This window comes from Pseudomonas sp., from assembly GCF_040514055.1.
Lineage (GTDB): Bacteria > Pseudomonadota > Gammaproteobacteria > Pseudomonadales > Pseudomonadaceae > Aquipseudomonas.
The window spans coordinates 96,857-117,368 of sequence record NZ_JBEVDL010000016.1; the positions used below are offsets into that span (position 1 = coordinate 96,857).

Consider the following 20,512-nt stretch of genomic DNA (forward strand, 5'->3'; position numbering starts at 1 on the left):
GTTCAGCGACTGGACGCCTCGGACGGGGTTGGTCGCCGCAGCACCCGGATTGCATTAAGGTGCGCGCCTTCAGTCGTACCCGGCCCGGGTGTTCTGCGCACCGCGCAACGCCGGGTCTTCCCCCAGTTCGGTATCTCCCTACATGACACGCTTGAAAGCTTCGGACCTGTTCGCCCTCGGATTCATGACCTTCGCCTTGTTTCTCGGCGCGGGCAATATCATCTTCCCACCCGGCGCCGGGATGGCGGCGGGCGAGCAGGTATGGATATCCGCGCTGGGTTTCCTGGTGACGGGCGTCGGCTTGCCGCTGCTGACCATCATCGCCCTGGCCCGGGTTGGCGGCGGTATGGCGCGCCTGACGGCGCCCCTCGGCAGGCTGGCTGGCAGCGCCTTTGCGGTGGCGGTCTACCTGACGGTGGGCCCCCTGTTCGCCACGCCGCGCACGGCCACGGTGTCCTTTGAAATGGGCATCGCGCCGTTCACCGGCACGGGCGGGACGCCCTTGTTGGTCTACAGCCTGCTGTACTTCGCGGTGGTCCTGTACCTGGCGCTCAACCCGGGGCAATTGATCGATCGGATCGGCAAGGTGATCACCCCAGTCTTACTGGTAGCGTTGCTGGTGCTGGGTGGCGCGGCCCTGCTGCTGCCCGCCGGGGATATCGGCCCCGCCACCGGCGCTTATCAGGCTGCGCCCTTTGCCCAGGGGTTCCTGCAGGGTTACCTGACCATGGATGCCTTGGGGGCGTTGGTGTTCGGTATCGTGATCGCCACGGCGATTCGCGACCGCGGCATCAGCGAGCCCGGCCTGGTCACCCGCTATTCGGTGGTGGCGGCCCTGATTGCCGCGCTGGGGTTGTCGCTGGTTTATCTCTCGCTGTTCTACCTGGGCGCGACCAGCCATGGGATCGCCGGGGAAGCGCTGAACGGCGTGCAGATATTGACCACTTACGTGCACCATACCTTCGGCAAGGCCGGAGGCCTGTTGTTGGCCGTGGTCATCACCCTGGCCTGCCTGACCACGGCTGTTGGCCTGCTGGCTGCCTGCGGCGAATTTTTCAGCGAGTTGTGCTCGTTGCCTTATCGCCCCGTGGTACTGGTGTTCGGTGTGTTCAGCCTGCTGGTCTCCAACCAGGGTTTGGACCAACTGATCAGTGTGTCGGTGCCGGTACTGGTGGGGCTCTATCCCTTGGCGATCGTGCTGGTCGGTCTGTGCCTGCTGGATCGGCTGTGGCTGTCGCCACGTCGGGTCTTTGTCCCGGTGATGGCCGTGGCCTTGCTGTTTGGCCTGGTCGATGCGATAGGCGCGGCCGGTTTCGAGGCGCTGGTGCCAGGGTTTTTCGCGCACTTGCCCTTGGCAGCACAAAGCCTGGGCTGGCTGGTGCCAGTGTTGATCACCCTGGCCGGGGCGGCCCTGCTGGATCGGTTGCAAGGCAGGCCGCAGCTGCAGCCTGCCTGAGAAACGGACAAAAATGCCGCCTTCGAGCGGCTTTTTGTTGGCCTGCTGAAAGCGGCGTCTGGCTATAATCGGCGCAGCTTTCAAGGAGTGCGCATGTCCGTCATCGAACCCTACCTGTCCAATGTGCTGGCGGTTTTCTGGTTTATTTGCTGCTGGGCCGGTTACAGCCGTTACGCGACCTGGAAAGGGCGTTCGACGGCCTGCCTGGCGAGCGTGCTGCATCTGTACCGCGAGGACTGGATGCGGCGCATGCTGTTGCGGGAAAACCGTATCGCCGACGCTAACGTGGTGGGCAACCTGGAGCGTAACGCCTCTTTTTTTGCCTCAAGCACCCTGATCATCCTGGCGGGGATCCTCACCGTGCTCGGTGCCTCCGAGCGTGCGGTGTCGCTGTTGGCTGACATCCCCTGGGTCCAGTCGGTCAGCCGGGGACTGTCGGAGATCAAGTTGCTCGGGTTGGCGCTGGTGTTCGTTTACGCCTTTTTCACCTTCAGCTGGTGCATGCGCCAATACAATTTTGCCGCGGTGCTGATCGGTTCGGCGCCCATGCTGGGAGAGCGGCACGTCACCGAACAGGAACGGAACGCCTTTGCAGCGCGGGCGGCACGGGTGATTTCCATGGCGGCCAACCAGTTCAACTTCGGTCTGCGGGCCTACTATTTTGGCATGGCGACCCTGGCCTGGTTTATCAATCCCTGGTTTTTCATGCTGGTATCCACCGGAGTGGTGCTGGTGTTGTACCGTCGGGAGTTTCACTCCGACGTGCTTGAAGTCATGGTCTATACCCCCACGCAGGCGGCTGAGTCGCCCAAGGAGCAAGCGGCATGAGTCTGCCATTCTGGTGTGTATTTATCAGCGCGTTGCTGATCTACCTGGCCAAGGCCCCAGTGGCCAAAGCCATGCAGGCGGAAAATGGCCACTACGACAATCATCATCCGCGGGCTCAGCAGGCCCGATTAACCGGCTTTGGAGCGCGGGCCTTGGCGGCACACCTGAACAGCTTCGAGGCGTTTCCATTGTTTGCCGCGGGCGTGCTGATGGCGCACGTCACACAGACCCAGGGGTACCTGGTGGACGGGCTGGCGGTGACCTTCGTGATCGCGCGGGTGCTGTACTTGCTCTGTTATTGGGCCGATCTGCACTGGCAACGCAGCCTGGTGTGGATCATCGGCCTGTTGTGTTGCCTGCTGCTGATGCTGACCCCGGCGCTGCGTTGATCGACGGGCGACAAAAAACCCGCCAAGGCGGGTTTGTTTGCGGCGGTACTATTTGCCTTCGAGCGTATCCTTGACTTCGTCGCCAGCGGCTTCCAGCCCATCGGCGGCATCGTCGGCAGCGTCTTGAATTTTTTCACCCGTGGTCGGCTTGTGACCCGTCAGCTGATCGGTTTTCTTTTCGATGGCTTCGCCGGTTTTCTCGCCGGCATCACCCACCGACTCCATGCCTTCGGACAGTGACTCCTTGGCTGACTCCAGCTTGCTTTCTGGCTCCTTCTCGCATGCCGCGAGGGCCAGGGTGGCGGCCAACAACACTGCATAAGCAAAAGGTTTTGACACGATAATCGCTCCTGGAAGGACGGGGAATTCTGGGATTGCGCTCGGTTTGAACCGCAAACCCTGGGCGAAGTTCCGCCAGGTCGCGCTTGCACCGGCCTTCGGGGCTTGTTGCTAGCAGCCCCGGGGCCGGGCACCGGTTCAGGGCGTGGTGGGCGCCGGCGTGGTCGGAGCGACTGGCGCTTGACCTTGCTCGGCATTTTCCTTGGCGCGTTCCTGAGCGGCTTCGGCGTTTTCCTTCGCCGCCTGGTTGCTTTTATCCACCGCGTCATTCATCGATTCGCGGGCTTCCTTGGCGGATTCGCGGGCATCTTCCGCCTTGTTTTCGGAGGCTTTGTCGCAGGCGGCCAGACCCAAGCCGGCTGTCAGAATCAAGGCATATGCGAGACACTTCTGCATGAGGGGTTCTCCTGTAAGAAATAAACACAGCAAAAATTCGAGCTTGAGCGGTTTTCAAAGTTCAGTCGGTTATAGGTGCGTTTCGCCCACAGGCGGCAGCGGCCTGTCTGCCGGCGGGTCGATTGGCTTGAATCTGGGCCCTTGTTGGCAGGGTTTCGCGGGTGTTGATCAAAAATTATCGACCCCTCGGTAGAATACCGAGACCTGGATCATTATCGTGGGCGCCGCGCGGCGGCCCGCGAACGCACAGCGCTGGTCGCTGTGGCGGTACGTTGTTCGACCCGGTTTTCACAGGTGCTAAAACAATAAGGAAAAAAGCAATGGATGCGTTACTGATCCTCGGCGGGCTGGTGCTGGTATTGGTAGGCCTGGTATGGCTGGTCACCCTCGCGTTCGGGACCAGCCTGCTGTGGGGGATCGGCAGCCTGCTGCCACCTCTGACGCTGCTCTACGTCTTTAGCCACTGGCGGGTCGCGCGCAAGGCCCTGTTGCTCAGTGCCCTGGGTATTATCCCGTTAATTGTCGGCTTGACGCTGATGGCGACCCAGGATGCGCAGCGTCTGGAGGCCATCGTCAGCCTGAGTTGGCTGAAACCCGTGGTGCAGGAGCCTCCGCAGCTGGCGATCCAATTGCGCGGCGAACTCAATGGCCAACCCTTCTCGCCACAACAGGGGGAATTGATCGATGGCAACCTGATCCTGCGCGAGGGACAGGATTTTTTCGCGCGCCGCGAAATCAGCATCCGCTTGAACCCGCCGCGGTCGGGCCCGGTGCGATTTGACGTCCTGCCACAGGATAAAGGGACGCTACCGGAGGTTGAGGTCAGCTGGCTGTTGCCGGAACAGGACCTGCCGGAGGCGCGTCGCCTGGACCACGGTTACACCCTGCACCTGGATCTGCAGCCAGTCGCCCCCAATCGGCTGGTCGGCGACTTCCACTTGGTGCTACCGCCGCAGTTCGCCACCACCTTGAGTGGCAAAGTCGAGTTGTTCACCGATCGTTTGCGTTACCGCGACGGCAAGGTCGATACCGGTTACGACTCCACCGACACGCTCAGCCATGTCGTTCTCGATTATTTGCAGCGGCGTTTCACGACCCGTGAGGTGCAGCTGGCGGGCTTGCCCCCCGTAGCCTGGCCCGCGACGCAGTTGGAGCTGGAGGTGGAAGCGACGATCGCCGGGCAGGTGCAACGCCTGCCGGTGCGGTTGAGCAAGCATCAGCTGCGCGGCTGGGTGGTGCAAGAGGACCATTTTCCGCCTCTGGCGGCGGTGCCGGCCCCCGTGTCCACGGGCGCTGCGGCGATCGAGGCGCCGCCGGTACGGCCCAGCCGGCCGCTTGACCGGCGTCAACGTTTCAGCCTGGAGCGTTTACAGACCAACCCCAGCCGTTACCAGAGTCTGGCGGTGCGTCTGGTGACCAAGCGCGGCAGTACGGTTGAGGGGCGTTTCAATGGTGTCGACAGTGAGGGCCGTATCGATATCCGGCGCAACATGGGCGGGCAGGGCGAGGCGAGTTTCGTTCTGCGGCCCGAGGAGATCGCAAGCATCGAATTGCTCGAACCCTGAATCTGACCTTGAAATCTCGTTGCTTGCCCCCACCTCATGGTCATCCGCCGCGATTCGCGGCTTATGCCATCAGTGTGGAGTTAGAAAACGATGAGTGTGGAGACTCAAAAAGAGACCCTGGGCTTCCAGACCGAGGTGAAGCAACTGCTGCACCTCATGATCCATTCCTTGTATTCCAACAAAGAGATTTTTCTGCGGGAGTTGATCTCCAACGCCTCGGACGCTGCCGACAAGCTGCGTTTTGAAGCCCTGGCCAAACCCGAGCTGCTCGAAGGCGGGGACGCCCTGCGCATTCGCGTCAGCTTCGACAAAGAAGCCAAGACCGTTACCCTCGAGGATAACGGCATCGGCATGAGCCGCGAGGACGCAATCACCCACCTGGGTACCATCGCTAAGTCCGGCACCGCGGATTTCATGAAACACCTGTCTGGCGACCAGAAAAAAGACTCGCACCTGATCGGTCAGTTCGGCGTGGGGTTCTATTCGGCGTTTATCGTCGCCGATCAGGTGGAAGTGTTCAGCCGCAGGGCGGGGACAGCGGTCAGCGAGGGTGTGCACTGGTCCTCCAAGGGCGAGGGTGACTTCGAGGTCGCCACAGTTGAAAAAGCCGAACGCGGTACCCGTATTGTGCTGCACCTGAAGGCCGCTGAAGACGAGTTCGCCGATGGCTGGCGCCTGCGCAATATTATCAAGAAGTACTCTGACCATATTGCCTTGCCGATCGAATTGCCCAAGGAACAGGCCGCTGCCGAAGGTGAAGCCGCGCCGGCACTGGAGTGGGAAACCGTCAACCGCGCCAGCGCGCTGTGGACCCGCCCGCGTACCGAGGTCAAGGACGAGGAGTACCAGGAGTTCTACAAGCACGTCGCCCACGATTTCGAAAACCCGCTGAGCTGGAGCCACAACAAGGTCGAAGGCAAGCTGGAATACACCTCGCTGCTCTACGTGCCTGGCCGCGCGCCCTTTGACCTGTACCAGCGCGAAGCGCCCAAGGGTCTGAAGCTGTACGTGCAGCGTGTGTTCGTCATGGACCAGGCCGACGAGTTCCTGCCGCTGTATCTGCGCTTCGTCAAAGGCGTGGTGGACTCCAACGACCTGTCGCTGAACGTCTCCCGTGAGATCCTGCAGAAGGATCCGATCATCGATTCGATGAAGTCGGCGCTGACCAAGCGTGTGCTGGACATGCTGGAGAAACTGGCGAAAAACGAGCCCGAGCAATACAAGGGTTTCTGGAAAAACTTCGGCCAGGTGATCAAGGAAGGCCCCGCCGAGGACTTCGCCAACAAGGAAAAAATCGCCGGCCTGCTGCGGTTTTCCTCCACCAGCGATACCAGCGGCGAGCAAAGCGTAGCCTTGGCGGATTACCTGGGTCGGGTCAAGGAGGGTCAGGACAAGATCTATTACCTCACCGGCGAGTCCCATGCGCAGGTGAAAAACAGTCCGCACCTGGAAGTCTTCCGCAAGAAGGGCATCGAAGTGCTGTTGCTGACCGATCGTATCGACGAGTGGCTGATGAGCTACCTGACCGAGTTCGACGGCAAGCAACTGGTGGATGTGGCCCGCGGTGACCTGGACCTGGGCAAACTGGATTCCGAGGAAGACAAAAAAGCCCAGGAAGAAATCGCCAAGACCAAGGAAGGGCTGGTCGAACGGCTGAAAAGCGCGCTGGGTGAGCAGGTGGCCGAAGTGCGGGTTTCCCATCGCTTGACCGACTCGCCAGCCATTCTGGCCATCGGCGAGCAGGACCTGGGCTTGCAGATGCGGCAGATCCTGGAAGCCAGCGGGCAGAAAGTGCCGGATTCGAAACCCATCTTCGAATTCAATCCGGCGCACCCGCTGATCGAGAAACTGGATGCAGAGCCGGACGAGGACCGTTTCGCCGACCTGTCGCACATCCTCTTCGACCAGGCCGCGCTGGCGGCGGGGGACAGTCTCAAGGACCCGGCCGCCTATGTGCAGCGCTTGAACAAGCTGCTGGTGGAACTCTCCGCCTGAGGCATCCGCCAGACTGAAAAAAAGCCCGCAGACGCGGGCCTTTTTTTTTATTTTTCGGCGGCCCTGCATAAGCCGCTTTTCAGTTCGGCAATTCGATCCGCTCGTCTTCCCCCGGCACCCGCGGCCAATCGCCCAGGGCCCAGCGTTGCCGTGCCTGCTCGATCAGGATCGGGTCGCTGGCGACGAAATTCCAGTTCATCCGTCGCGGGCCGTCCAGGGCACCGCCGCCGATCAACATCGCCTGGCCGGCGCCGCGGGCGCTCAACAGGCAGTCCAGGCCGGCGGGCAAGATCGCCAGGGTGCGTGGCGGCAAGGTCACACCGTCGAGCTCCAGTTCACCATCCAGTACATAGAGCGCCCGCTCGGCGTGTTCGGTGTCGATCAGCAAGGTCGCACCGCTTTGCAACTGCAGCTCGGCGTAGAGCGTCGCAGAGAGCACCGGCACCGGCGACTCCAGGCAGAAACCCGTACCGGCGATCAGGGTGATCCGCACGCCGAGGCTCTCGCTGAAGGGCAGCTGCGCGGCGGGAACATGCCGATAGCTTGGCGCGGACTGTTCCTGGCCACGGGGCATCGCCAGCCAGACTTGCACGCCGTGCACGGCTGAACCCGTGGCTCGCAAGGCGTCCGGTGTACGCTCGACATGCGCCACCGCGGCCCCGGCGGTCATCCAGCTGACGTCACCGGGCAGCACCTGCTGATCGGAACCCAGGCTGTCGCGGTGCTGCAGTTGCCCCTCGAACAGATAGGTGAGGGTGGAGAGACCAATGTGCGGATGCTGGCGCACGTTCATGCCGCTTCCGGGCGGATACCTATGCGGCAACATATGGTCGAAAAAGACGAAGGGTCCAATGCTGCGCACGCGTGCGGATGGCAGGGCGCGCAGGATGGGCTGGCCGGCTACCGTTTCGGCGCGGGGCTGGATCAGCGGAAGGTCTGACATCACCGCGGTCGCTCGTTAGGAAAACGCGAGCATAGCGCGTTTGCCTGGGTGGCTGAACCCAGGGTGCAGCTTGGGCGGGTTGACCCTCCGAGGGCGGATTTTTACGTCGTGCGTCGCCCCAGGTCAGCCCTGAAACCTACTGGCTAAAGGCGCCCTGAGCCAGCCGCGTTTCGATGGTCACTTCGCTGGTGGTCATCAGACGGTGCAACGGGCAGCGGTCCGCCACCCGCCGCAGGGTCGCGCGTTGCGTATCGTCGAGGACGCCCTTGAGGGTCAGCTCGACGCTGATCGCATAACGGCCGTCCTTCTCCTGGCTGCTGTCATGGCTGACCTCGACCGTCACGCCCGTCAGGGGAATGTCGTGGGCGCGCGCGTAGTGCATCAGGGTCAGGGCCTTGCAGGCACCCAGCGCCGTGTCGAAGTAATCATGGGGGTCGGGCGCCGAATCTTCTCCGCCCAGGCTTTTGGGCAGGTCGGTGAGCAGTTCATGGCGGTCGTCGACCTCGATACGGTGGCGAAAGCTGTCGCTGGATTCGGTGGTGATGGAAATGGGCATGGAGGACCTCTGGGGTGAACAATGGAGCCGCGTGCTGTTTATGCTTGGAGCCCGACGAATGCCAAGCGTTCCCTCACCGGCCAAGTGCAGCCAGGCGAGTGGAGCATTGCCCACCGCAACGCCCGGCTACCCGCTGAGAGCGGGACGCTTTATTGAACCCGACGTACCGCCACCAGTCTATGCTGCGACTTTTTCCGGAGCTGCCCCCTTGCCTCGAATTCCCCTCCTGCTGTGCGGATTGACCTTGGCGGTGGCGTCCGTCCAGGCGCGTGACTACGCCTACAGTGACGCGCACCTGCACTATGTGGATTTTTTCCAGGAAACTGCCGGCATGGATGCGCTGCTGGCCAATATGGCCGCGGCCCGGGTCGAGCATGTACTGATCAGCGGCATACCGGTGGCGAAGAAATGGCACGAGGACGAACCCAAGCGTCCGCGCTATTACGCCGGCGACGATGCGGATGCCTACTGGTACAGCGCGACCGACGTCATAGTCGCGGCGGCGCTGAACAAGCTGCCGACCGAGCAGCGCCAGCGTTTTCATCCGTTTCTCTCCGGCTTCAATCCGAACGACAAAAATGCCGATGCGCATATCCGTCGCATGCTGGAAATGGACCCGGGCCTATGGCAGGGGATAGGTGAGATCTTCACCCGCCACGATGACCTGACGGCATTGATCCAGGGCGATACGCCGCGGGCCGACAACGAAGCGCTGGCGCGCGTCTATCACCTGGCGGCCGAGTACGATTTGCCGGTGTTGCTGCACGCCAACGTCACCTCGAAACGCGAGAAAAACCCGCTGTACCTGGCTGAAATCGAGGCGCCGCTGCGTAATCATCCGAACGTGCGGTTTATCTGGGCCCACGCCGGCACCAGCCTGGAGATTCACCGCCACCAGCAGAAGCTGGACTTTCTGCTGCCGACCCTCGAGCGTCTGCTGGAGGACTACCCGAACCTGTATATCGACCTGTCCTGGAGCGTGCTGCACCCTTATTTGCTCGATGCCCAGGGCCGCGCTGATCCGGCCTGGGTCGACCTGGTCAGCCGTTTCCCGACGCGTTTTATGCTGGGCTCCGACCTGGTCGGAAAGTTCGACAAGCTCGGCGAGGGACTGCAGGCATTCGACCCGTTTCTCGATGCCTTGTCCGCGCCAGTGGCCCGGCAGGTGGCTAGGGACAATTTTCTCGCGGTGCTGCCGCGTCGGGTGCAGGCGCAATTGCCCTCGGGCCGAAGCGGTGGTGGGTGATCCATGGTTGCGCCTCCTAAAGGTTCCACCTCCACAAGGCCTGCCGTCACGGTGGCAGGGTGCCGGCGTCCCATGCCATGCCTTGGAGCCTTTTTCGCAGCAGCGTGGCGCCTGTGGTCAGTGTCCACAGGCCCCCGTAGCCTTGGGTTCATCAAGTTGTCACGGGCATGTCATAGGGTGGCGTTTTTGCCCTGACAGGAGCGCGACATGAAAGCCAAAGAATTGAGTCTGCTGATCGGCCTGCTGCTTACGGCCGGCCTGTGCCAGGCCCAGGCCCAGGTCGAAGGTGCGGTGGAATACGGGCTGCTCAGCGGACGTATCGACAACCCGCAGCCGGGCGAGCGGCTGCTTACGCGCGCCGATATCCACCTCGAGGCCACCGACCAGGTTCCGGCGCGCCTGGGCAGCCGCTTTGGCCTGCGCTTCGCGCTGACAGGCAAGGCGGACAATGAACTGCCGTTGACCCTGCTCTACCTGACCCCCGGGGTGGTGACGCCGGATGGCGTGCGCCATGACCGCTTCGAGGTGGTGCAGAAACTGGTGCCCGGAGCCCCTCACGAACTGATGGCCTTCGAGTTCAGTGAGCCCTACGAGGTGGTGCCGGGCGAGTGGCGGTTCCTGGTGTTTCAGGGCGACCGCAAGCTGGCCGAACAGCGCTTCCAGGTGCAGTAGGCGCCCCGGGCTTTGGCGCCAACCGTCAGTTACCCTTGGCGCCCACGCCCGCCAGACGCGCTCGCGTGGCCTGCAGGCGCGGCAAGGGCCAGGACACCAGCAAGGCCAGCAAGAGCAGGACCAGGCCAAACAGGGGCAACTGAGGCAGCCCCAACTGGGCGCTCAGCCATAGGCCGCCGAACCAGGCGCCGGCGGCATTGCCCAGGTTGAAGGCGGCATGGCTGAGGGTCGCGGCCAGGCTGGCGGATTCGCCGGCCTGTTCCACCAGCAGCAGCTGCAGCGGTGAGGAAATCGCAAAACTGGCGGTGCCCCAGAGCGCCAGCATGAGCAGCGTCGGGACTATGGCATCGCCCCATCCATACAAGCCAAGCATGCACAGGGCGCCGCTGCCGAACGCGAACGGCAGGGCATGGCGCAGGCCCCTGTCCGCCAGTCGGCCGCCGAGCAGGTTGCCCAGGGTCAGGCCGATGCCCATCAGCAGTAACGCGCCATTGCTCTGATCCGGACTCAGACCGGTGACATCGCGCAAAAATGGGCTGATGTAGGTGAACACGCTGAACAGTGCGACCGAGGACAGGCTGCAGACCAGCAGGGCGTGCAGCACCGGGGGGCGCAGGATACCGCTCCAGGCGCCGCCCGCGGCGCGCGCTGGCGCTGCGGTCGCCGGTAGCCAGAGGAACTGCGCGAGCAGGGTCACCAGGCCGAGCCCGGCCACCACATAGAAGGTTGTGCGCCAGCCCGTTGCCTGGCCGAGCCAGGCCCCCAGGGGTACCCCCAGTACATTGGCGATGGTCAGGCCGCTGATCACCAGGGCCATGGCCGAGGCGCGCCGATGGGCCGGTGCCAGTTCCACCGCCAACAGGGTCGCGCAGCCGAAGAAACCCGCATGGCTGATGGCGGTCAATAGGCGCGCGGCCAGCAACCAGCCGTAGTCGGGCGCCAGGGCGCAGGCGAGGTTGCCCAGGCTGTACGCGCTCATCAACGCCAGCAGCGCCTGGCGCCGCGGCAGGCGGGCCAGCAGCGGGCCGAGCAGGGGGGCGCCGATCACCACGCCGAGGGCGTAGGCACTGACCAGCAAGCCGGCGTCAGCCAGGTCGACGCGCAAGTCGCCGGCCAATTCCGGCAACAGGCCCATGATGATGAATTCGCTGCTGCCGACGACAAAGCCCCCGAGCGCCAGGGCCAACAAGGGAAGGGACAGCAGGGTTCGGGCATCCATCGGGCGGCAGGCTTCCAGGTCGGGGCTTGGCGCCCATTGAATAGCCGTGCATGGTACCCCTTTTCAGCCGGTGGCCGGTGGCGTTGAGGGGCGTGGGAGAGCGTTTCAGCACGTGCAGGCGGGTTGGCCGGATCGACAGGCCGCGGCGAAGGGATCCGCTGCACAACGGTTGGCAGCCGTGCAACACTTTGTTACCGTAGCGGAACTATAGTGCCAACTTTGGGGCGCGATAAAGCAGCGCGATGGATTCACCCCTGGTGCCGATTGGCCTCGCCAGCGGCGTGGCGCCTGAACAGCGAGTAGACCGGCAACAACACCACTGACAAAAATATAAAAAAAACAAAAAAGGAGTGTGTCGATGAAGGTGCCAAGGGGTTATCACGGCTGCAAGGGGCGTTACCTGGCCCTGGGGTGGCTGCCGCTGCTGGTCGCGGGAACAGCGCCGGCGATGGAGTTCAGCGTATTCGACAACCAGCTCAGCGGCTCGTTGGACACCACTCTGTCGTACGGCTCGATGTGGCGCGTGCAGGGGCGCGATGCGGACAACATCACCGATATCAACGCCGACGATGGCAATCGTAATTTCGATACCGGGCTGGTGTCCGAAGTCTACAAGGTCACCTCCGATCTTTCCGCGCGGTATGAAAACTACGGGTTGTTTCTCCGTGGCACGGCCCACTACGACACCCAGATCATGGATAAGCGTACTGACTACCTGGACACCGTCGATGGCATCGAGCGTCCCAGCCAGTCGTTTCCCGACGATCAGCGTTTTACCGAGGAAACGCGCCACACTGCCGGGCGTACCGGGCAGATACTCGATGCCTACGTGTCCGGCAATTGGGACCTGGGCGAGTTGCCCCTGAGCGCACGGGTGGGACGCCAGGTGTTCAGTTGGGGAGAAGGGGTTTTTTACCGGGGCGGCATCAACAGCACCAATCCGGTGGATGCCAGCAAGTTCCACTTGCCGGGTGCGGAGCTCAAGGAAGTCCTGGTGCCCATGGAGGCGCTGAGTTTCAACCTGGGGCTTAGCGACAACCTGTCCATGGAAGCGTTTTACCAGTGGCGCTGGAAAGAGTCGCGGCTGGATCCGGTGGGCACCTATTTTTCCGACACCGATCTGTTCGCCGACGGTGGCCAGACCGTGTACAGCACCGACAGCAACCCCTTGCTGGCGGAGTTATTGAACAACTATGCGCTGGCCTCGAGCCTGCAGATCGGTGGGATCGGCCAGGGCCCTTTTGGTCCCAACAGCTACACCAATGGCAGCACCGGCACCTTCAAGGTGGCCAATGTCGGCGAGGATATCGAAGCCGACGACAGCGGCCAATTCGGCGTGACCTTGCGTTACGTCGCCGAGTCGCTCAATGCCACCGAGTTTGCCGTTTACCTGATCAACTACCACGCCAAGGAGCCCCAGCTCGCCGTCGACCTCAGCGGTTACCAGGGCGTCGATGGCAGCGACCCGATCTGGGCGGTGTTGCCCGCCGAGGCGCTGCCGGGCCTGGCCACGCTGGACCTGGCCGGCAACGCCCAGGCGCGCCGTGACTATGTGGAAGACATCCGCCTGTATGGTTTCAGCTTCAATACCACCCTGGGGGACATGTCGGTGTCCGGTGAAGTGGCCTACCGGCCCAACACGCCGATCAGCATCGCCGCCACCGATGACATTCTGGGCGACGTGCTGTTGCCCGGCCTTGCCGGGGTCAGTCAGGTCTGGGACCGCGCCACGCCGGGCGCCCAGGCCTGTACTCCGGTGGCCGGCAAGTCGCTGTGCCGCGGCAGCCTGTTCGAGAACTACGAGCGGGCCGAGACCTTTAACCTGTCGCTGTCGGGTGTCTACAATTTCGGCCCCTTGCTGAGTTTCGATTCGCTGTTCGGGGTCGCCGAGCTGGCGTCCCAGCACATCCGTGGCAGCGATTTGAGTTACCTGGCCTGGGACGGTTCCGAGCGGCAGTTCACCAGTGCCGCCGACAAGGCCTATGTCGACCCGGCCCATGGCGACAAGGAGCAGATCGACCGCGACAGTTACGGCTATACGCTGCTGCTGTCCGGTAGCTGGAACGACGTCTACCGCGGGGTCAAACTCACCCCTTATGCCGTGTTTCAGCATGACTTCCAGGGCAACTCCGATCGCACCGGCAATTTTATCGAAGGCCGCAAGGCCCACACCCTGGGGATAGACGCCAGCTACCTGAACAGTTTCGAAGTGGGGCTGCAGTACACCGACTACTACGGGGCCGGGCTGAATAACGGCCTGCGCGACCGCGACAACATGTCGTTGAGTGCCAAATATTCGTTCTGATGCCCCTGGGCCCGTCTGCGGAGAATCACCCGATGTCGAACTTCAAATTATCCCTGTTGGCACTGTTGCTGATCGGCTTGCCAGCCAGCCCCAGCGTGGCTGCCCTGAGTGCGGCGCAGATCGCCAGTCTGGACAACCAACTGACCCCCATGGGCGCCGAACGGGCGGGCAATGCCGACGGCAGTATCCCCGCCTGGACGGGCGGCCTGACCACTCCGCCGGCGGGGTATCAGGGCCCGGGGCGCCACCACGTCGATCCCTTTGCTGCGGACAAACCGCTGTTCAGCATCACCCACGCCAACCTGGAGCAGTACCGGGATCGCCTGACCGCCGGGCAACTGGCCTTGTTCGCGGCCTACCCGGAGACCTTCAGCATGCCGGTCTACCCGACCCGGCGCTCGGGGGCCGCGCCCCAGTGGGTCTACGACAACATCCGCAAGAACGCGGCGACGGCGCGCCTGCTGGACGGCGGCAACGGCTTTGCCGACGCCTACGGCGGGGTTCCCTTTCCGATACCGCAAACAGGCGTCGAAGTGCTGTGGAACCATATCGTGCGCTTTCGCGGCACCTACCTGGTGCGCCGGTCCGCCGAGGCCGGGGTGCAGCGCAATGGCGCCTACTCGCTGGTGACCTCCGAGGACGAAGCGCTGTTCCGCTTCTACGACCCCAAGGGCAGTTTCGCCCAGCTGAACAACCTGTTGTTCTACTACATCAGCTTCACCACCGCCCCGGCGCGCCTGGCCGGCGGCGGCTCGTTGGTCCAGGAGATGCTCGATCAGGTCCGCGAGCCCCGTCAGGCTTGGGGCTACAACCCCGGGCAACGGCGTGTGCGGCGGGCTCCGACGCTGGCCTACGACACGCCCATCGAAGCCTCCGACGGCCTGCGCACCGCCGATGACACCGACCTCTACAACGGTGCGCCGGACCGCTACGACTGGACCCTGCTGGGCAAGAAGGAAATTTACATTCCTTACAACAACTACCGCATCAGCAGTGCCGAGCTGACCTATGACCAAGTATTGACCCCGGGCCATGTCAACCCGGCCCACACCCGCTACGAGCTGCACCGGGTCTGGGTGGTGGACGGCAAACTGAAGCCCGGCGCGCGGCACATTTACTCGCGACGGACGCTGTTTCTCGACGAGGACAGCTGGGGGGCGGCGGTGGTCGATCAATACGATGGCCGCGGTGAGCTGTGGCGGGTCTCGATGGCCTATCTGAAGACTTTTTATGAAGTGCCGACCGTCTGGACCGCACTGGATACCTTTCACGACCTGCAGGCGCGGCGCTACAGCGTGCAGTGGCTGGACAATGAGGAGCCCGGCACTGTGGACTTCAGCAAGCCCTCGCCGGACGAGTCCAACTTCAGCCCCGCGGCGTTGCGCCGCAAAGCCTCGCGTTGACGGGGGCACCGCCCCTGCACGATGGCGGCGCAGTGCTTATGCCTGGGCGGGCATGACGATGGAGGATTACGGGCATGGCCGCGCCTTGTGGACGCAGACCGATACCACCGTTTCTTGACCGCGTCATGGCCAGGCGCGCAGGCCCACCACACCCTCGTCTTACCCGCGCAGGCGGGTATCCAGGCAGCTCGGCGTGATTACTTTGGCGAAGCGCTGGCGTACCAGGGTGCATCGCACCATTGGCCGTCGACTGGATCCCCGCTTTCGCGGGAATGACGGCTGAGCGCCTGTGCGGGCATGACGGAGGAGCAGCCGCGCGGCAATGCTAAATAAGCGCCGTTGCGCACTGGCGAAAGCCAGGGGCAACAAACCCTTGAGACGACAAAGGCGCCCTGGGGCGCCTTTGTCGATGACCGCCTTGGGCTATTCGCCCTGCCAGCGCTTGAGCACCAGCGTGGCGTTGGTGCCGCCAAAGCCAAAGCTGTTGCTCATGACCCTGTCGAGGGTCACGTTCTCACGGGTTTCACGCACGATCGGCAGGTCTGCCACCTCCGGATCAAGCTCGTCGATATTGGCCGAGGCAGCGATGAAGTTACCCTCCATCATCAACATGCAGTAGATCGCCTCGTGCACCCCGGCTGCGCCCAGCGAATGGCCCGAGAGGCTCTTGGTCGAGCTCAGGGGGGGCGCCTTGTCACCGAACACCGCGCGTACGCCTTTGATTTCGGCAACGTCGCCCACCGGGGTAGAGGTGCCATGGGTATTCAGGTAGTCGATCGGGCCATCGACGGTGGCGAGCGCCAACTGCATGCAGCGGATCGCGCCTTCGCCGCTCGGCGCAACCATGTCGTAGCCGTCGGATGTCGCGCCATAACCGACGATTTCCGCGTAGATCTTGGCACCACGCGCCAACGCATGCTCCAGTTCCTCGACCACCACCATACCGCCGCCGCCGGCAATCACGAAGCCGTCGCGTTTGGCGTCATAGGCGCGCGAGGCTTTTTCCGGGCTGTCGTTGTACTGGGTGGAGAGGGCGCCCATGGCGTCGAACAGGCAGCTTTGGCTCCAGTGTTCCTCTTCGCCGCCGCCGGCGAAGACCACGTCCTGCTTACCCAGTTGGATCTGCTCCATGGCCTGGCCGATGCAGTGCGCGCTGGTGGCGCAGGCCGAGGAAATCGAGAAATTGACCCCCTTGATCTGGAACGGCGTGGCCAGGCAGGCGGACACTGTGCTGCCCATGGTCCGGGTCACCCGGTAAGGCCCGATGCGCTTGACGCCTTTTTCCCGCAGGGTATCGATGGCTTCCATCTGGTTGACGGTAGAGGCGCCGCCCGAACCAGCAATCAACCCGGTGCGCGGGTTGGAAATCTGCTCGGGCGTGAGGCCTGAGTCCTTGATCGCCTGTTCCATCGACAGGTAGGCGTAAGCCGCGGCGTCGCCCATAAAGCGAAACACCTTACGGTCGATCAACTCTTCCAGATTCAGGTCGACGGAGCCGGACACATGGCTGCGCAGGCCCATTTCGGCATAGGCAGGGTTGTGACGGATACCGGCACGGCCAGCACGCAGGTTGGCGGAGACGGTGTCTTTATCAGTGCCCAGGCAGGAAACGATGCCCAGACCGGTGATCACGACGCGACGCATGGGGAAGATCCTTTAGAAACTGTCGGTAGAGGTGAACAGGCCGACGCGCAAGCCTTCGGCACTGTAGATCTCGCGGCCATCGACACTCACGGTGCCGTCGGCAATCGCCAGCACCAGCGAGCGATTGATGGTGCGCTTGATCTGAATGTTGTAGGTGACCTTTTTGGCGGTGGGCAGGACTTGACCGAAAAACTTCACTTCGCCGGAGCCCAGGGCTCGACCGCGCCCCAGGTTGCCTTGCCAGCCGAGGTAGAACCCCACCAGTTGCCACATGGCGTCCAGTCCCAGGCAGCCGGGCATGACCGGGTCGCCTTCGAAGTGGCAGGCAAAAAACCAGAGGTCCGGGTTGATGTCGAGCTCGGCGACCAACTCGCCCTTGCCATATTTGCCGCCGGTTTCACTGATATGGGTGATGCGGTCGATCATCAGCATGTTGGGGGCGGGCAATTGCGCATTACCCGGCCCGAACAGCTCGCCACGGCTGCAGCGCAACAGATCTTCGTGGGTGAAGGCGTTTTGTTTGGTCATGCGAGCTCCTCAAAAATCCCCGTGGCGCAGGGCTGGACGAATCATCCGGCGGCCTGCGCACTCGAGGTGTCAGCTGGCAGCCTAGTCATAGACTGTTGCGTTGTGGTGAAAGTCACAGCCTGCTGAGTACAGTTGTACACCAGCCCCGCAGCGCCGATCCAGCCCGCCGAGGTGCTGGGGTGCAGCTTGCCACCGCTCAGGGCGGTGGGCTACTGGGCGAAGGTCGCGCACCCAACCAGCGCTGCAGGGTGTGTTGCAGCTCTGCGCGTTTGAACGGCTTGGCCAGGTAATCGTCCATGCCCGCTGCCAGGCAGGCCTCACGGTCGCCCTGCAGTGCATTGGCGGTCAGCGCGATGATCGGCAGCTCGGCACCACCCGGCAAGGCTCGAATCCGTTGGGTGGCTTCATAACCGTCCATCGTCGGCAGTCGACAGTCCATTAGGATCGCGGCAAACAGCCGACGTTCCACCTGCTGCACGGCTTCCGGGCCGTCGCCGACCAGGTGTGTCTGGTAACCGAGGCTGCGCAGCATGGCCTCGATCACGGTCTGGTTGACCGGGTTGTCCTCCACCACCAGCACCGTTTGGCCGTTGCCAGCCTCGTGGGTCAGCACGGCGCCGGGGGCGACGGCGATTGCCGCGCGGGTGAAGGGCAGCGGGATTTCCAGGGTAAAGATCGAGCCTCTGCCCGCCTGGCTCTCGGCCCGCAGGGTGCCGCCCATGCGTTCGGCCAGCGTACGGGCAATCGGCAGGCCCAGGCCGGTACCACCGTAACGGCGAGAAATCGAGCTGTCAGCTTGCTGGAAGGCATCGAACATATGTTCCAGGCGTTCCTGGGAGATGCCGATGCCACTGTCGTGAACCGCACAGCTGAACCACAGCACCTGATGATCCAGGGGGTGCCAGCGCGTTTGCACACGAATCCCGCCGTGTTCGGTGAATTTCAGCGCATTGCCGATCAGATTGACCAGGATCTGCCGTATCCGAGTCGGGTCGCCGAGGACTTCCAGGCCTTCCAGCCCGGGCTGGGTGTCCAGTTGCAGGTCCAGGCCACGTTGTTGGGCGCTGTGGTGGAAGACCTGAACCGAACCCTGCAGCAACTCCAGCAGGTTGAAGGCAATGGATTCCAGTTCGAGGGCGCCGCGTTCGATGCGCGAAAAGTCGAGGATGTCGTTGATGACTTTGAGCAGGTGTTCCGTGGACTCGGTGGCCAGGGCCGAATACTCCGCTTGCTCCTGGGTCATCTCGGTGGTTTCCAGCAACTGCAACATGCCCAGGACGCCATTCATGGGGGTGCGCAACTCATGACTCATCATTGCCAAAAAGTCGGATTTGGCGCGGTTGGCCTGCTCGGCATCCTCACGGGTACGGATCAGCTGGGCGATGGCGTGCTGCTGATCGCTGCTGGCCTGCTCCAGCCCGTGGGCCAGGTTATTGATGTGCCGCGCCAGGTCGCCCAATTCGGCATCGGCGACCTCCGGCAAGCTGCGGCGGTAGTCGCCGGCCTGAATGGCCTTCACCGCCCCGGCCATGGCGCTGATCGGTTGGGAAATACGCCGGGCCAGGCGGCGCGCCAGCAAATAGGTCAGCAGCAGGGCCAGCAGTGCCAGTCCCGCGGCCTTGAACAGAATCCCCTGTTGGCGGGTGTTGAAGGCATCGTTGGACATGCCGACCACGACCCGGCCCAGGTAATCGTCGGCCGGCTGAATACCGATGTCCTTGGCCGGGGGCAGGAAGTCATTGTCCAGGACGATGCGTTGCAGGCGAATGGGGGCGTGGAACACCTCGACCTGCGCTTGTGCCTGGTTTTGCGCCGGTTGTTCGACATACAGCAGGACCTTGTCCTCGCGGTCGCGGATCTCCAGAAAGCGCACATGGGCAGTGCCCAGCGTCGCTTTGAGCAGGCTGTCGAGCACTTGCACGTTGCCCGAAATCACCCCGTACTCCGTGGCGGGCGCCAGTTGGTTGGCGATCAGTTGCCCGGTATGGTTGAGCTCCTGGCGCAGGTCCTGGATGCGCGCATAGGTGAAAAACCCGGTCAGCAGAAGGGTCAACAGCAGCGCCGGACCGACACTGATCAGCTGGGTGCGTGCATGGATGTCCCAACCTCGACGCAGGCTCATGGCGTCTGTTCTCCTGCAGTCAGTTGCCGTGCCAGGTCGGTATCGGTGTCCAGGCGGATGCCCAGGGCTCGGGCGACCTGGCGATTGCCGAGTACCTTGAAGTGCGAGGGGTACAGCTCTGCCGGCCAGTGGCGCGGATCCTGGTCGAGCAGCCTGTCCAGCGTGGTCAGCCAGTCCGCCTGATCGCTGTAGCTGCTGGCCAGGCTGCCGGCCTTGACGAATGCGGCACTGGGGCCCAATAACGCGCGTTCCTGGGCGTAGCTGGTGAGCAGCAGGCTTTTGACCGTTTGTGGGTTGAACAGGTCCGTGTCGTCCAGTCCCAGCAACAGATCGCTCTGTTTTAGCAGGGCCAGCAGCGGGCGGGTGTCCCGGGTGTCGGGCCATGATTGGGCGACGATGGTCAAGCCCATGGGTTTGGCCGCCTGACGCAATTCGTCGAGCAGGAAACGGCTGTGCTCGTCGTGCAATACGCCGATGCGGGTGGCTTGCGGCACCAGCAAGTGGGCCAATTGCAATTGGCGCGCGGGTGGTGGGTCGCTCCAGAGCAAGCTGAGGCCGTTCGGTCGCACCGTGCCCAAGTGTGACTGGGCCTGGACTCGGCTGACCCGCAGCACCAGCGTGGGTGGGGCCTGGGGGAGGGCAAGGCGCCAGGCCAGGGCGTTCTCCCCAAAGAGTACCAAGCGCGTGTCCGGTTCCAGGCTGGGGGCGCGTTTCAGCTGGTCCAACGACACGAATTGAACCTGGTCCTGGGGACGTTGCTGCGCCAGGGCGAGGCTGAAAGCACGGGCGGCAGGGCTGTCTTCGCCGCTTAACAGCACCGGGGCGGCCTGCAGGCCGCTGGCGCAAAGGAGGCCGATGACCCCGCCAAGCAGCCAGCGCAGGCTTGCTTTACGGCTCATCCTTGAG

Annotated in this window: 18 protein-coding genes; 9 read left to right on the plus strand and 9 right to left on the minus strand. The window is 63.2% G+C overall.

Going from position 1 to position 20,512, the window contains the following annotated elements; genetic code table 11:
• Positions 1-142: 142 nt before the first annotated feature.
• From brnQ to ABWY06_RS04665, 3 genes are all read left to right on the plus strand, one after another.
• Positions 143-1,456, plus strand: a complete 1,314-nt coding sequence (gene brnQ / locus ABWY06_RS04655; RefSeq protein WP_353924403.1) for a branched-chain amino acid transport system II carrier protein — start codon at positions 143-145, stop codon at positions 1,454-1,456.
• A gap of 93 nt (positions 1,457-1,549) precedes the next feature.
• On the plus strand, positions 1,550-2,284 hold the full coding sequence (locus tag ABWY06_RS04660; RefSeq protein WP_353924404.1) for a DUF599 domain-containing protein: 735 nt from the start codon (positions 1,550-1,552) through the stop codon (positions 2,282-2,284).
• A complete protein-coding gene (locus ABWY06_RS04665; RefSeq protein ID WP_353924405.1) occupies positions 2,281-2,673 on the plus strand; it encodes an MAPEG family protein in 393 nt (130 codons plus the stop codon). Before ABWY06_RS04660 ends, ABWY06_RS04665 begins: the two co-directional genes overlap by 4 nt.
• A gap of 48 nt (positions 2,674-2,721) precedes the next feature.
• Here the strand turns inward: ABWY06_RS04665 and ABWY06_RS04670 are convergent, their stop codons facing one another.
• Positions 2,722-3,012, minus strand: coding sequence for a hypothetical protein (locus tag ABWY06_RS04670; RefSeq protein WP_353924406.1), 291 nt, complete (start codon positions 3,010-3,012; stop codon positions 2,722-2,724).
• 138 nt (positions 3,013-3,150) lie between these two features.
• Positions 3,151-3,408, minus strand: coding sequence for a hypothetical protein (locus ABWY06_RS04675; RefSeq protein WP_353924407.1), 258 nt, complete (start codon positions 3,406-3,408; stop codon positions 3,151-3,153).
• Positions 3,409-3,728: 320 nt separating this feature from the next.
• Here ABWY06_RS04675 and ABWY06_RS04680 point away from each other — a divergent pair, with 320 nt between their 5' ends.
• Positions 3,729-4,973 carry an MFS transporter gene (locus ABWY06_RS04680; RefSeq protein WP_353924408.1) on the plus strand — a complete coding sequence of 415 codons (1,245 nt, stop codon included), beginning with the start codon at positions 3,729-3,731 and terminating at the stop codon, positions 4,971-4,973.
• 90 nt (positions 4,974-5,063) lie between these two features.
• The gene (htpG, locus tag ABWY06_RS04685) at positions 5,064-6,968 is read left to right on the plus strand and encodes a molecular chaperone HtpG (RefSeq protein ID WP_353924409.1); all 1,905 of its coding nucleotides are present in this window, start codon (positions 5,064-5,066) and stop codon (positions 6,966-6,968) included.
• Positions 6,969-7,047: 79 nt separating this feature from the next.
• Here htpG and ABWY06_RS04690 read toward each other — a convergent pair whose 3' ends face one another.
• Positions 7,048-7,911, minus strand: coding sequence for a pirin family protein (locus ABWY06_RS04690; protein ID WP_353924410.1), 864 nt, complete (start codon positions 7,909-7,911; stop codon positions 7,048-7,050).
• A gap of 136 nt (positions 7,912-8,047) precedes the next feature.
• A complete protein-coding gene (locus ABWY06_RS04695) occupies positions 8,048-8,467 on the minus strand; it encodes an OsmC family protein (protein WP_353924411.1) in 420 nt (139 codons plus the stop codon).
• Between the two features lie 208 nt (positions 8,468-8,675).
• Between ABWY06_RS04695 and ABWY06_RS04700 the strand changes: the two genes are divergently transcribed.
• Positions 8,676-9,713, plus strand: coding sequence for an amidohydrolase family protein (locus ABWY06_RS04700; protein WP_353924412.1), 1,038 nt, complete (start codon positions 8,676-8,678; stop codon positions 9,711-9,713).
• 207 nt (positions 9,714-9,920) lie between these two features.
• Positions 9,921-10,385: a DUF3859 domain-containing protein gene (locus tag ABWY06_RS04705; protein WP_353924413.1), complete on the plus strand. Its 465-nt coding sequence runs from the start codon at positions 9,921-9,923 to the stop codon at positions 10,383-10,385.
• A 25-nt stretch (positions 10,386-10,410) separates the two neighbouring features.
• On the opposite strand, the gene ABWY06_RS04710 is transcribed toward ABWY06_RS04705, so the two are convergent.
• Positions 10,411-11,604 (minus strand): MFS transporter, encoded by a 1,194-nt coding sequence (locus ABWY06_RS04710; RefSeq protein ID WP_353924414.1) that lies wholly within the window; start codon positions 11,602-11,604, stop codon positions 10,411-10,413.
• A 358-nt stretch (positions 11,605-11,962) separates the two neighbouring features.
• On the opposite strand from ABWY06_RS04710, the gene ABWY06_RS04715 reads away from it, so the two are divergent.
• The gene (locus tag ABWY06_RS04715; RefSeq protein ID WP_353924415.1) at positions 11,963-13,909 is read left to right on the plus strand and encodes a DUF1302 domain-containing protein; all 1,947 of its coding nucleotides are present in this window, start codon (positions 11,963-11,965) and stop codon (positions 13,907-13,909) included.
• Positions 13,910-13,941: 32 nt separating this feature from the next.
• Entirely contained in the window at positions 13,942-15,312 is a 1,371-nt protein-coding gene (locus tag ABWY06_RS04720) for a DUF1329 domain-containing protein (RefSeq protein ID WP_353924416.1), read from the plus strand.
• A 423-nt stretch (positions 15,313-15,735) separates the two neighbouring features.
• Here the strand turns inward: ABWY06_RS04720 and fabB are convergent, their stop codons facing one another.
• The 4 genes from fabB to ABWY06_RS04740 form a co-directional block, all read right to left on the minus strand.
• The gene (gene fabB, locus ABWY06_RS04725) at positions 15,736-16,956 is read right to left on the minus strand and encodes a beta-ketoacyl-ACP synthase I (RefSeq protein WP_353924417.1); all 1,221 of its coding nucleotides are present in this window, start codon (positions 16,954-16,956) and stop codon (positions 15,736-15,738) included.
• Between the two features lie 12 nt (positions 16,957-16,968).
• The gene (fabA, locus tag ABWY06_RS04730) at positions 16,969-17,484 is read right to left on the minus strand and encodes a 3-hydroxyacyl-[acyl-carrier-protein] dehydratase FabA (RefSeq protein WP_353924418.1); all 516 of its coding nucleotides are present in this window, start codon (positions 17,482-17,484) and stop codon (positions 16,969-16,971) included.
• A 196-nt stretch (positions 17,485-17,680) separates the two neighbouring features.
• Entirely contained in the window at positions 17,681-19,606 is a 1,926-nt protein-coding gene (locus tag ABWY06_RS04735; RefSeq protein WP_353924419.1) for an ATP-binding protein, read from the minus strand.
• The gene (locus ABWY06_RS04740) at positions 19,603-20,505 is read right to left on the minus strand and encodes an ABC transporter substrate-binding protein (RefSeq protein WP_353924420.1); all 903 of its coding nucleotides are present in this window, start codon (positions 20,503-20,505) and stop codon (positions 19,603-19,605) included. Before ABWY06_RS04740 ends, ABWY06_RS04735 begins: the two co-directional genes overlap by 4 nt.
• Positions 20,506-20,512: the final 7 nt, after the last annotated feature.